The sequence below is a fragment of the Bartonella sp. AP1QHHD genome (assembly GCF_042196265.1).
Taxonomy (GTDB): domain Bacteria; phylum Pseudomonadota; class Alphaproteobacteria; order Rhizobiales; family Rhizobiaceae; genus Bartonella.
On the sequence record NZ_JBHIPW010000016.1, the window covers coordinates 59,480 to 73,062 of the forward strand.

Below are 13,583 nucleotides of genomic sequence, written 5' to 3' on the forward strand. Positions count from 1 at the left end.
CAATTTGCTACAAATAAGCCACAAGAAACCAGCACATATTGATATATTTGATAGGAATCTGTTAAGCCGTACAAATTATGGTTATTATAAAGGTAAAGCGATGAAATCGTTATCCATAACGTGTGTTGTAACATTTATAACTCTTTTTTCTGTATTTGTATTGGTGGGATGTACGCGCGTGGATAGTCTAGAACAGTACGATAGACTTTACGAAAAATATATCAGTGAAAATTACGGCGCTTTTGAACATTTTCAAAAGCATGAACAAGCAAAAAAATTTGTATACAGCCATGGCTATCAGAATATCGTACCAAAGTTTGACATTATACGGCATCGTCACATACTGATTGTTTTATGTGGACGTTTTGTTAATTTATTGCGTGGTGATTATAATGAATGGATATCAGCAGATATGTTACTCAATGTCATAAGCAGTTTGCGTAATGACTATAACTGGAGAGAAAGCGATTTTATTTGGGCCTATAATATGTCTATGAATTCTACCGACCCCATGATTGATTACGCGAAAAAGTTTCTTAATTCTTCAAGTGAAAATGGCATGAGTTTCAAAACACAAATGATTGATCTCGTGTCGAGTATGAGGACCGGTGATGATGAAAATGTTAAACAAATAGCGCGTTTTTGCATAGAGCTAAACACGATATATGACATGATGAAACCAAGAAGAATTTACAAATGACATTGAATGGATAATGAGAAAAATTCTCTCGAAGGGTATTAAATGGCTATAATACTCTTGATAATTGCGGCATTTTCTTGGCCATGTTGCTTGTTTTTTTATTATGGCTTCAAAAGGTGGCCATATTTTCCAGCGTTGGCAACAGGCATAGGTTCACTTACAATGATGCTTTTCATCTTAATAAGAAAATTGCACTTAAAGGAGGAAATTTGCACTTGGATTGAAAAAACGACTTATCACAAATTAGATTGCGCTATTATATATAATAATAAGGACTTTTTTATCTTTCTGTTGCAAAGATCATTCTCTGTTTAATCTTATCAATTCTCTTTTTATGTGATAATTGAATAAACGAGATAAAGGGCGTGATGAATTAAAGTTGTACAGTGATCATGATTATTATTAAATTGAAGTTATTACACACTTTTGTAAATAAAAATGTTTCTGCTTTTGAAGGAGCATGCCGACACAATCATTCACTTTGCTAACCCCTAATGTTGCGACAGCCCTTGGCTTTTAAGACGGTTCATAAGAGGCATTTTTTTAGTCTTTTCTTTGATGTTTTGCCCTACGCGGCTCTCTCTGTTTTTGAGGTGCAAGCAAGTGATTTTTATTGATTCAATATACACAGATTTGAAATGAAAGAATCTTACGGTATTCAGGGTTCTTATTCAAGTTGAACAACCGCGAATTATCATTATAAATCAATGTGTTATATCTTTCCAGCTTAAGAAAAGAGAGATCAGTAATAATACTGCTTTGGTCTTTCGTTCTATTGAAATTAGTGGTTTTATTTATCCTGTTATGCCGTAACATACTGTCATTTGAGGGGTGGTGAAGGTATCTTGTTTGATACATTAAGTATTTTAAGAAGTACATGGTGAATATTCTTAAGTCTTGCTTATCGCGTCTTTAGTTTAAGTGAATCGCATGTGTGGAAAGCGAGAGAAACCTACTCGGTAGGACACTAGACTGTTTACAAAGCAGATTGGATTAAAAGACTTTGTTCTTTGAGGGTGGCATAAAAATCAAAATAGCCATTATGTTCATTTTTTTCTGATATTTTAAATTCACGCGGCTTGTTTTAATGAAATTTCTCTCAAGATTTGTCGCACCCATTTCATGATAAGGACTATAATGGAGATTAATGGTAACGTTTCTTTAAAAAGTCTATTATGCATTCAATAAATATGACGGTGTACACTATGTACAACAGGGTGGATGAAGTTTAATTTTGGCGTATTGCACTAAAGTGTGCTGCTTGTTGGAGGGGGAGTGCTTTAGCGCCAAAAGGATGTAAGAATGCTTCTGCTTTACTGATGAGTGTATCTCGCTTTTTTTGGGTTTCTTTAATGCCGTAAAGGTGAACAAAAGTGGCTTTTTGTGCCGTTTCATCTTTCCCAGCCGTTTTTCCTAGGGTTTGCGTGTTGGCGGTGACATCAAGAAGGTCATCGGTTAATTGAAAGGCTAAACCAAGATAGGTACCAAAATCAGTAAGTTTTTCAGTTAATTCTTTAGATGCATTGCCAATGATGGCACCTGCTTGGCAAGCAAAGCTTATCAGGGCTGCTGTTTTCATGTGTTGTAGAGTGATAATGTCAGTACTTTTTTGCGGTCTTTTTTCAGCTTCAAGGTCCAGCATTTGTCCACCTAACATACCGCCAAGTCCTGCCGATTGTGCAAGAGACGTGATTAGCTTGATTCTAATATCTGCAGATAAAGTACTAGCTTTATGGGCAATGATTTCAAAGGCAAATGTTAAGAGGGCATTGCCTGCTAGAATTGCTGTTGCTTCGTCAAATGCTATATGGACGGTGGGTTTTCCACGCCGGAGTATATCGTTATCCATAGCGGGAAGATCATCATGAATGAGCGAATAACAATGGATACATTCTAAGGCACACGCAACATCAAGAGAATGTTCTACAGGGACATCAAAAAGTGCAGCACTTTGAATTACAAGAAAAGGACGCAAGCGTTTTCCACCGTTCAGCACACCATAGCGCATGGCTTTGATTAAATTTTTAGGGCGTGAAATTTCACCATTTTGGATTTGATCACTTAACAGGGTATCAAGCCGCTTTTCAACGGTATGTCCATGTTTTGCAAGAAGGGTGGTAAATTCGTGCATTCTTGCTTCCTTTGTTTTTACAAAAATGAAATTATGAAGTTTAAAGAGAAAGGTTGTCGCTTTTTCTTGTTTTCATAAATTGGCGTCGTTTTTTATTAAAAATCAACTTCTCTTTTTATCTGTATCTCTACTGTATGCGCAAATCCCTTTTTAAACCAAATAAAAATTGAATGAAGGTCTTATAAAAAAGCTTTCATTGGTGTATAAAATTGTCAAATTTTGCAATGTTTTTGATATTCATTTGATTATTGTGACACCATTTTTGATAACAAGAAGGTCATTTTTAGTAAGAGGAGGATCATTTTGACATTGCCTCTTCTTTTTTATCAGTGTATAATATCCTCAAATTTTATGGTGTTTTAAATGAAGCATTGTCATTTTTGACATTGCTTTTTCTGTTTTAATGGATTTGGAGTGTCTTTTTATGGCTGTACCTAAACGAAAAACCTCTCCAGCGAAGAGGGGCATGCGCCGTTCGGCTGATGCTCTGAAGGCGCCGACTTATATCGAAGATAAAAATTCTGGTGAATTACGTCGTCCTCATCACATTGATTTGAAAACGGGAATGTATCGTGGGCGTTCCGTTTTAGTGGTTAAAGACTGAGCGTTTTCTTTCTTTTCCAGAGGTGAACTTCTTTTATTGCATCGATCAATGCACGCTTGGGGCGTGCATTTTCGCTTTAAGATGAATGTTGAGGTTCTCTTGCATCGTCTTCTATCGATGTGGAACAGGGAATGTATCGTGGGCGTTCCGTTTTAGAGGTTAAAACTTTAGCGTTTTCTTTCTTTTCCAGTGGTGAGCTTCTTTTGTTTCATTAGTGAATGCATTGAGTAAGATGCATTTTTCACTTTTTCTTGAGAACATGTGTGGGATAAAGTTTTGCTGTAGAGAAATGATTCTATTGTGGGAGATGATTTTCTTGTTTTTTTTTGAGAGGCTATAAAGGGCTACTTGTATCAGTGTCTTTTATGATGTCTTCGTTAAGAGCTTGGGTATTGATATAAGTTAGCTTAGTAATAGAATCATTTTGTATCGCACTTAATCTTTATTGACTATAGAGAGAATCCTATTAGACCGTAAAATATCATCGTTTAAGGCGGTTGATCTATGTAAGGATTTAAGCATATCGGTGTTTTCCGGTGTTTTTTATGAGAATATTTAAGGCAATGGTTTGTCTATAGGCTTATATTGTGACATGTGATTCTCCTTAAAAAAAATAGAGATCGACATCACATTGATTTATAAAGATCATTTGTTGTTTTGCGCCTTGAATGGAAGGTCTATCGTAGGATTTTCTCATTTCAAATTTTTCCCTATGTTGAATCAATGATAATCACTTGCTTTTCGGTCACAAGTGGGGCTGGCATGTGGGTGAAAACTCTATAAAAAAGGAAAAATGTTTATAATGAATATTTTCAAATGTAAGAATTGTTGTAACATTGGGGTTAAGTGTATGCTGATGCCAGCGCGCTTTCTTATGAGCAGAAAAGAGAAAACCGTTACAAGACAGAAGGTGTACACATTCAATAATCTTTAGTGCTTTTTATGATAAAAGTGCATGAGACTTTTCTATGAATATCACGCTGTATTTTCATGTTTTTGAACTAAGAATTGTCTATATATTTTTCTTATTTTTGTGAATATAAGGGATTTGTTGCGAACAGCTTGTAAAAATAAGTAAACTTAAAACCAGATATGTTATGTGTGGGGGTGAGCAAAGTATTTTATCAAAGCCGGTACGATTCTCCAGTTCATAGCTGGTTTATGAATGATTTTATAGTGTTGCTTACCTAAGTTTATGATTTTCTTTTGTTATCTGTTCATCACTAGACAACATATTGATTTATATATATAATTCATTGTTTTTCATATTGAATTAGAACCCCGAATAACGTAAGATTCACTCATTTCAAATCTCTCTATCTAGAATCAATCCAAACCACTCGTTTGCACGTCACAAGTGGGATGAGTGTGTGGATAAAATTTGTATAAGAAAGAACTAAAAATGGTTCTTATGAAGAGTCTTAAGAGCCAAGGGGTGTCGCAACATTGGGGGCTAGCAAATATAATGATGGTGCCGGCTTGCTTCTTCACAAACGTAAAGATGGTGGTGCTCAATGGCTTTATCGTTATACCATTCATGGTCGGCGCCGTGAAATGGGCTTGGGTGCTTTAAGAGATGTCTCTTTAAAACAAGCCCGTGAATTGGCAACTGGGTGGCGGGCTGTTTTACGTGAAGGGCGTGACCCTATTAAAGAACGTGAGAAACAAAAGCGTGAGGCAATGCGCAATCTCCATTATTTAAAAGATATCGTGTTGGATGCTTTTGAAAGCCGTAAAGCTGAATTAAAAAATGATGGTGAGGCTTGTGATTGGTTTTCACCCTTACACCTTTATATTCTCCCCAAATTAGGCTGTCTGCCTGTTTCAGAGATTACGCAAACAGAGATACGCAATACCCTTGCCTCTATTTGGCATGCAAAAGCTGGAACAGCTCAGACAGCACTGAAGCGTCTTAATCTTTGTCTTAAACATGCGGTTGCATTGGGTGTGGATGTTGATTTACAAGCAGTGCAAAAGTACGCGCGCTCTTAGGCAAACAACGTCATAAAACCACTCATAGACCAGCAATGGATTGGAGAGATGTTTTTGCCTTTTATCAGTTACTCTGTAAAACATAACATAACTGGCTTTGCGTTTGCTTGTCCTGATAGGCGTTCGTACTAATCCTTTGCGTCATATTCGTGAAGATCAGATTGAAGATGATAACTGGACAATTCCTGCTGAGAATATCCAATCTTTAGCAGTCTGTTTGAAACAGAGATTAAGACTTTTAAGAGTTCTATGAATCATTCTAGATTTTTTGTGTTCGATTGGAGTAAGAATATTGCGTATATCTCCTCTGAAATAAGAAACCTCATTTGGGAAAAATATGAAATTGGAAGGGCAATGCCAACGTTCATTTTTATTGTGATTTTTTAAGTTAGTTTTACAGCTTTCAAAAGTATTTGGAATGCCTTTTACAGAATGGAGATGATGGTTTTAGTTCATGCTTTTTTTATCGCGTTCTTTAATGGGGAATGCTTCTCATGCAAAATAGAGCGCCCAAGACAAAATATCTTATGTTGTACCGTCACGCATTTTTTTTAAGCAATATTTTTCAATATTTGTGGCATCCATTTTATGACGGTGTTTTTGAATGTTACAATGGTTTTGTAGAAGGGGATAAATGGTAAAGTTTCGGTGTAGTGTATAAACGGCACTATGATCTTTACGCTTAAATAAAAAAGAAAGCCCCGCCCTTACACATCTTGCCAGATTCCAATGTTGGTATATCCTTTGGTGCTTGAGACAGTGTCTCGCTCTTTTTGTACAGTTTTTACCCACAGATCAGCTCCGCTTGTGGTTGACAAGCAAGTGATTTGATTAATTCAACATGAGAGAAATTTGAAATGAGAAATCTTACCATATTCAAGATTCTAATTTAATATGAATAATGCTAGATTATGATGATTAATCAGTTTGTTATCTATGAAGAAAGAAAATAAGGAGGAGGAATTTGTCGAAAAGTTAGATTGTTTATAGATTGGCGCTGGTTAAGAAACTTTGTCCTTAAGGGTAGAGAGGATGTTAAAAAATAAAACCAGCTTTTCGCTGGTTTTATCGAAATATCATCATTATGATGAAAGAGTGTATTATGCAGCGTAGACAGCTTTACTGTTTTCATCTGTTTCTTCTCTCTCAGTTTTAAACTCGCGTTCCGGCTTGTTGGAGAGATGCATCTCTATGAGATTGATAGCTTCTGTTTCAGAAAGACTATTAATAACCGCAATTTCGCGGGCCATTCTTTCAAGAGCAGCTGTATAAAGTTGGCGCTCAGAGTAAGATTGTTCAGGCTGTAGATTAGAGCGGAAAAGATCACGGACCACTTCGGCGATACAAATAAGATCTCCTGAGTTGATTTTAGCATCATATTCTTGTGCACGACGTGACCACATGGTCCGTTTAACGCGTGCTTTTCCGCGTAAAACTTTTAAGGCACGTTCGACAGAATCACTAGCAGATAATTTACGCATTCCAACGGAAAGGGCTTTTGCAATGGGGACTTTGACATCCATCTTATCTTTCGCGAAATGAATGACAAAAAGTTTTAATTTATGTCCTGCAACTTCTTGATCTTCAATCGCTATAATTTGTCCTACTCCATGCGTAGGGTAGACGATATATTCAGAGGTTGCAAATTCTTTGGTCTTGGAAGACGTTCCATGTTGGGATGCCATATTTTAGTTTACTCCCTTATGATCAACAAATGTATCGGAAAACAGGTTATAAACCTGAGGGTTGAGTTTTCTTTAACCAAGTATATTGTACCAATTAAGTGAGCATAAAAGCCGAGTACTTTTAAATCAAAAAAAAATACACCGCTTTACTATAACAAGCAAAGAAAAATACTTAGAAAGATGATCATGTTAAAATAACATTAACATCAAAATTTAAAAGAATCAATCATTTCGCTTAAGGATTTTTTATTTTTACAAGAGAAGTCTTTCAATCGTTGAAGGAGGAGAGTGTACACTTTATCATTACTCTTCGCCACTTCCTGGATTTTCTGAAAAATACTTTTCTAATTTATTTGGAACGCCATCCATTTCTTTTGCTTGAGGAAGAGGATCTTTTCGGGTGGTTAGATTAGGCCATTTGTTTGCATAATGAAGATTGAGTTCTAACCACTTTTCTAACCCTGGTTCTGTATCAGGTAAAATCGCTTCTGCTGGGCATTCTGGCACGCAAACACCACAATCGATGCATTCATCGGGGTGAATAACAAGCATATTTTCCCCTTCATAAAAACAATCAACTGGGCAGACTTCAACGCAATCCGTATATTTGCAGTGAATGCAGTTGTCGGTTACTACGTGGGTCAAGATCGAACTCCATTTGTTACTTTAATTCTCTTTAGAGGAAAGTGTGTGCGTGTTTTTATGATTGGTGAGTTGATCGCGTAGTACAGCTAGTTTCGCAAAAGGTGAATCAGGATTAAGGCGCTTTTCTTTTTGAAAGGGCTTATGATTTGCATGTTTTCCTTGGGATTTGTGGAACTTATGAGAGCGTTTTGCTTGTGATGGTGCTTTTTGAGGGGAATTTTCATTTTTGTATTCCGCTTTTTTTACAGCGTTCTTCGATTTATTTTGCCATTTATTTCCTAATTTATCACGTTTTTTTTGTGCATGGTGGGGAAATTGATGCTTATAATGCCATAATAAAATAACTTTATCTTCTTCTGTAGAGCGAGGGGATTTGGCAAAATTCCCAATAGGTTCAGCTTCTGGTAAACGATTGGTTTTATGGAGATGTTTTTCAATACCAGAGGATGAAATGTTTGGGTATGAGATATTTTTTTCTTCTCGTGTTGTTTCTAAATCGCTTATTGTTTGCCATTGACTTCCAACGCATTCTGCTGCGGGAACATCTTGCATTGTCTCATTGACAGGGGAAGAGGCTTGGTGTGCAAGGAGATTTTGTTCAAAAACAGTATTGCTTATGCTGTACGATTGATAACCAAGTCCTTTGAGGATTTCTTCCATATCATTTCCATTGGCCCCAAGAATGGACATCATGGCTGGTGTAACAAAAAAACTTTTTCCATCATAGGCGCCATCTGGTTTGGGATCACTTCCTTGTTTCCAATGAAGTGCGGGACGGATGAGATTGGCAAGACGTTCTAAAATATCAATCCGTACAGCACGTTGTCCTAAGATTCGGTAGCCGGCTAATTGATAAAATTGGCGGTTATAGGTAGAGTCAACCATCAAAGAGGTTCGACCAGCAGATAATGCTGAAAAAATTTCACCCAAACCAGTTTGATCTTGTCCCGCATTTTGAAGATTCCACAGGAGAGTAATGGCTTGAACCGGAGCAGGTTTAAGCATTCCGGCAACATAGATATGAAAAGCGCCAAAACGCACGCCTAGACGCCGAAGAACGGCACGTGATTCTTGCGCAAGGTTTTTGACAATGTCTAAGACTTCGCGGCGTGGTAAAATCCCTAAAGAGTTAAAAAGTTGTAAAGCAAGACTGTTTGTTGAATCTGTTAAATTATCAGCATTGCGCAAATCAAACAGGGGTTTTAAAGTCGTTTCAAAATGAAAGGTGACAAAGCGTTCTAATCGTTTCACAACGTTATTGCGGGATTCTTCCGTGAGTTGTTCATCTGCTAAAACAATCAGTTTTGGTTTGAAAAAATCTTCTGTTGCTACAAGTTGTCCTACGGGTTGACCAATCCAGCGCACAATTCCATCAGAACTGAGGGTAAAATCTCCATTTGCACAAGCACAAAAACGTGTCGCGCGTTTGGAAAAAGCAAGAATCAAATTCTCATTCTCTGTTGAAATTTGCTTCTCAGCTATTTGATCGGTACTGTTTTTGTTGGCATAAAAACGAAAACCTTCAAATTTACCCCTTCCGTGTTTTTCAATGAGAATATCATCTTGAAGAATCTCATTCTGTTGAACAATCTTGCTATCCATGATCATTTTCTTTCTCAGTGTGACACTGGTCAAAAGCTTTTTGCGACAATTTCATAATGGTGCTCTTTCTTTAACACGTTTGTTGCGTTTGCTTCAATCACTCTTGTCATTTTTTGCTGTTTCTTTGCGCCTTTAAAACTTGAATGATTCTTTTTTCATTCAGTTTTCATTCAGTTTGGATGCTTTATATTTGCAAATTACACTTATTAGTTGTATTGTAAAGCTAAAAGCATAAATAAATTCTTCGATTTAAAAGGAAACGGAACCGATTATCAAAAAACGGCATTTCTTTTGCATGATCACTTTAATTTTTTTGCTGTTTTGTCATGAAAAGTGAAGAGAAAGTTTTTTCAAATATTTCATAGGCTAAAAGGCATATTGTAAAGGCATTTTGCAGGTGAAATTGTGTCTTATGACAAGAAGTTTTACCATGACAGTAAAAAAAACAATTGCGATTATAAAATTACACGTTAAAGTAGTGGTCACAGAAGTTAACAACTTTTGCGTTCTTTTTAAGCGAAGAACAATGATGTCGTTGCCAAATCAATTTTGATAATTTTAATCGCAAGGGGTTATTATGGGTAATCTTTCAAATGCTGTTTATAAAAGCAGCAAAAATTATAGCGATGCAGACAAAAGCTTAGGACGTAATATGATGCGTTCTGCTATGCAAGCACCTTATCTTGAACGACAAAAAGAGCATGATTTGGCTCTGCGGTGGAAAGACAAACGTGATGATGACGCCATGCATCAAATTGCAGCGGCTCATATGCGTTTAGTGATTGCTATTGCTAATCGCTTTAAACGTTTCAAAATGCCATTGGGGGATTTGGTACAAGAAGGGTATGTGGGACTATTGGAAGCAGCTGCACGTTTTGAACCTGATCGGGAAGTGCGTTTTTCAACATATGCAACGTGGTGGATACGCGCTTCTATTCAAGATTATATTTTGCGAAATTGGTCAATCGTTCGAGGGGGAACGAGTTCTTCGCAAAAAGCACTTTTCTTTAATCTTCGGCGTTTGCGTGCAAAACTGATACAAGATGATAGTGCTTTGTCAAAACAGGATATTTTTCGCACAATCGCTGAAAAACTCGGTGTTTCCGTGCGCGATGTTGAAACGATGGATTTTCGTTTTTCCAGTTCTGATAATTCCTTGAGTGTTTCTGTTTCTGAGAACAGTGATAATCCCATTGCTAAGATGGATGTTTTGGTGGATGATAGTCCTCTTCCTGATGCTTTAATTGAGCAAGTCATTGATGGTCAACGGCGTACACAATGGCTTTACGATGCGTTGCAAATTCTCAACGAACGGGAGTTGGAAATTATTCGCTTTCGTCGCTTAAATGAAGAGGGTGCGACTCTCGAAGTTTTGGGTGAAAAGTTAGGAATCTCGAAAGAGCGCGTGCGTCAAATTGAAGCTAGGGCTTTGCAAAAATTGCGTTCTGCTCTCCTTACGATTCATTCAGAAGATGCTTACGATATATAAGCAGTGAAAGGCTTTTTGGGGGGGAAAGAGAATATATTAAGTGGGGGCATATGAGAATATCATAAAGTCAGTTTTAGGGGATGTCCGGATTTGTTTAGAAATATGCCTCCTTGGGAGCGCTACTACAGAGGAAGATAGGGGGCTGTTAGTTGGAGGAAATATATATCAAACGGAGACCTATAAAGGTATGATGAAGTTGGATTTTAAAGTGTTCCTCTTTATTTTCGAATATGCTTTAAGGGGGAGGGCGTGATACAGACAGAAAAGAATCAAAACTGTAACAGATGAGAAGAAAGGCTTATTCTGTAATAATTTTCACTTTTGTACCTGCCGGTAAAGTTTGCGTTGGTGAGAGGGCGTTGAGGATGCGAAAGAGTTTTTCTTTATATGGTGTGTATTGCATTTTATCTGCAAGATTTGCAACGGTTTCTCCTTGTTTAACACGGACAACACGGATTTTTAAGGGCTGCAATTTTTTTAACTGTGAAGATGAAAGAGAATGAAAGCTTTGTAGCGTTTTTTGGGCAACCTCTGCAAAATTTCGAGAATTATGTGGAGCGGCCGTCAAAAAACGAAAGATGTGGTTGTTGAATGGAATGACAACCACATCAAATTGCCATTGATCATTGGTAGCATGGGCCCTTGCTCCAAGTAAATTTTGGCTTTGGGATTCTTGACGCATAAATTCTTGATTGGGGAGCCCTTGAATTGTGATGGGGCGGATAGATGATTGGTCTAGACCGATAATCCAGCCACTTTTCAAATAATCACTCGCAGATATTTCAGCAGGATGTGGAATAGCGTCAAAACGAATCGCAATTTTATCTGGTCCACTGGCCCAAACAGTATGTGCTGAATGTTCTATTGTAAAATTGTTTGGAACAGAAAAAGCTATGCGCAATTGTGGGTGAATAAATTGGTTGCCTCGTACAAAACCTGTATAAAAGCCTCCTCCAAAAATTATGCCATCAATGCTTTTGAGAAAAGAATCGTGATCGGATATTTTACTATTCCCTTTACTGATTTTACCCGCTTTTTTTATCGCAAGCCGAATGCGTTGAGGGGTAGTTGGGTGAGAGGCTAGAAAATCTAGAGAGGCATTTTGGGAGCCAGAGATATTACGAAAAGCACTATAGGCTTCCATTGTTTGAAGAAAGCGTGGTGAAGCAAAAGGATCATATCCTGATTGTTGGAGCATTTCGAGCGCAATGGAATCAGCTTCCAGCTCTTGATTGCGGGAAAATTGCGCGAGTTGTTGCTTGTTTTGCATAGGGTTATGAAGTTTTTTGCCAATAGAAGAAAGAAGACGTGAAGACATGTGATTTGTCATCTTTAATTGGGCTTCTTTTTGCAGGCGTAAAATGCCATGATTGGCTCTGATATGTGCTATCTCATGGGCTAAAATGGCTGCAACTTCTGAAGAATCATTGGCTAATGCCAGCATACCACGAGTGATGTAGATCGAGCCGTTGGGGAGCGCAAAAGCGTTGATAGTTTCTGAGTTTAAAATTGTTACAGAATAGCTTTGATGAGAACTATGTGATGCAACTGCCAGTTTACGGACAGTCTTTGCTAAAAGGTGTTCAAGTTTTGCATCATGATAAGCGCCACCATACATTTGCAAAATACGTGGGTGTTGCAGAGCGCTTAATGTGACATAGATATTGTGGTTGTTGGTACGTTTGATCGTTTTAGAAGAAGTGGAAGAAAACCTATCATTTTGAGAAAAGGGTGTATGACAAGCTGAAAGGAGAAACGTTAAACTTATGAAAGTTGCTTTATACAGGCAAGAGCGAAAAAGAAAATTGCGGTGAAAAATGGGGTGCGTTGGACCATGGTGCACATTATTTCTGCGGAGTAATTTGGCAAATTGCATTTGTATCTTTATATCGTATGTTTCTTTAAGAAAGGCATTAAGGATAAGGATTCGTTTGGCTATATCACGCTTTTTGTTTATAAAAAATGACTCTCACTTATAAAAAGATGCACTGTAAAGAAAATTTTGTGAAAGGCAAAGTATGGCATGACAACATTTACGATATTATTAAATGGGGATGTTCATATCACTGATCGTTTGCTTAATCAAATTCAAAACAGTCGGGTAATTGCTGCTGATGGTGGTATGCGTCATGCGGCAGCGCTTAATGTGACGCCTGAGTTGTGGTTAGGGGACTTTGATTCATCAGATGAGAACTTAATACGTCAATATAGTCATGTTCCGCGTGAAGTTTTTCCCTCTGATAAAGATATGACAGATAGTGCTCTGGCATGTGAAAGAGCGTTGCAAAATGGCGCTAAAAAGCTTATTTTGTGCGGTGCTTTGGGAGGGGAGCGAAGTGATCATAGCCTTTCTCATATGACGCAAGCGTTGATGATGGCTGAAAGGGGTATTTCAGTGTTGTTGACAAGCGGTTTGGAAGAAGGTTGGCCGGTTTTGTCAAAACCTTGTTCGTATGATTTGCCTAAGGGATGTTTGTTTAGTATTATCGGTTTTTCTGATTTAAAAGGTTTAACTCTTAAAGGGGTAAAATGGCCAGTTTGTGACAAAAATGTGTCATTTGGCTCTTCTTTAACACTTTCTAACCGTATTTGTGGAACCTTTTCTTGCCATTTAGGTTCTGGAAAAGCTATATTGTTAGCGTCTGTGCCTATTCCATAAAGCTCTTCCAATATATTTTGAATAAGGCAGGGGGAGGACTAGTGATTATAAGTGCCGACATAAACGATATATTATG

The 13,583-nt window shown here is 37.5% G+C and carries 9 protein-coding genes and 1 pseudogene; 5 read left to right on the plus strand and 5 right to left on the minus strand.

Annotated features, from left to right (window positions below):
* Positions 1 to 100 precede the first annotated feature (100 nt).
* Positions 101 to 700, plus strand: a complete 600-nt coding sequence (locus ACFIME_RS02320; RefSeq protein ID WP_375662189.1) for a hypothetical protein — start codon at positions 101 to 103, stop codon at positions 698 to 700.
* A gap of 1,228 nt (positions 701 to 1,928) precedes the next feature.
* Here ACFIME_RS02320 and ACFIME_RS02325 read toward each other — a convergent pair.
* Positions 1,929 to 2,831, minus strand: a complete 903-nt coding sequence (locus ACFIME_RS02325) for a polyprenyl synthetase family protein (protein ID WP_375662190.1) — start codon at positions 2,829 to 2,831, stop codon at positions 1,929 to 1,931.
* 424 nt (positions 2,832 to 3,255) lie between these two features.
* On the opposite strand from ACFIME_RS02325, the gene rpmF reads away from it, so the two are divergent.
* Positions 3,256 to 3,435, plus strand: coding sequence for a 50S ribosomal protein L32 (rpmF, locus tag ACFIME_RS02330; RefSeq protein WP_005774555.1), 180 nt, complete (start codon positions 3,256 to 3,258; stop codon positions 3,433 to 3,435).
* Positions 3,436 to 4,837: 1,402 nt separating this feature from the next.
* A pseudogene (locus ACFIME_RS02335) lies at positions 4,838 to 5,629 on the plus strand (tyrosine-type recombinase/integrase); the annotation flags it as partial.
* 898 nt (positions 5,630 to 6,527) lie between these two features.
* Here the strand turns inward: ACFIME_RS02335 and ACFIME_RS02340 are convergent.
* The 3 genes from ACFIME_RS02340 to ACFIME_RS02350 form a co-directional block, all read right to left on the minus strand.
* Positions 6,528 to 7,112, minus strand: a complete 585-nt coding sequence (locus ACFIME_RS02340; RefSeq protein WP_273790499.1) for a CarD family transcriptional regulator — start codon at positions 7,110 to 7,112, stop codon at positions 6,528 to 6,530.
* Positions 7,113 to 7,415: 303 nt separating this feature from the next.
* On the minus strand, positions 7,416 to 7,757 hold the full coding sequence (gene fdxA / locus ACFIME_RS02345; RefSeq protein ID WP_375617846.1) for a ferredoxin FdxA: 342 nt from the start codon (positions 7,755 to 7,757) through the stop codon (positions 7,416 to 7,418).
* A gap of 21 nt (positions 7,758 to 7,778) precedes the next feature.
* Complete coding sequence (locus ACFIME_RS02350; protein ID WP_375633450.1) at positions 7,779 to 9,359, minus strand: hypothetical protein; 1,581 nt, start codon at positions 9,357 to 9,359, stop codon at positions 7,779 to 7,781.
* 577 nt (positions 9,360 to 9,936) lie between these two features.
* Between ACFIME_RS02350 and ACFIME_RS02355 the strand changes: the two genes are divergently transcribed.
* Complete coding sequence (locus ACFIME_RS02355; protein WP_375613183.1) at positions 9,937 to 10,848, plus strand: RNA polymerase factor sigma-32; 912 nt, start codon at positions 9,937 to 9,939, stop codon at positions 10,846 to 10,848.
* A 298-nt stretch (positions 10,849 to 11,146) separates the two neighbouring features.
* Here the strand turns inward: ACFIME_RS02355 and ACFIME_RS02360 are convergent, their stop codons facing one another.
* A complete protein-coding gene (locus tag ACFIME_RS02360; protein WP_375684423.1) occupies positions 11,147 to 12,724 on the minus strand; it encodes a M48 family metalloprotease in 1,578 nt (525 codons plus the stop codon).
* A 147-nt stretch (positions 12,725 to 12,871) separates the two neighbouring features.
* Here ACFIME_RS02360 and ACFIME_RS02365 point away from each other — a divergent pair, with 147 nt between their 5' ends.
* Positions 12,872 to 13,507 (plus strand): thiamine diphosphokinase, encoded by a 636-nt coding sequence (locus tag ACFIME_RS02365; protein WP_375617849.1) that lies wholly within the window; start codon positions 12,872 to 12,874, stop codon positions 13,505 to 13,507.
* Positions 13,508 to 13,583: the final 76 nt, after the last annotated feature.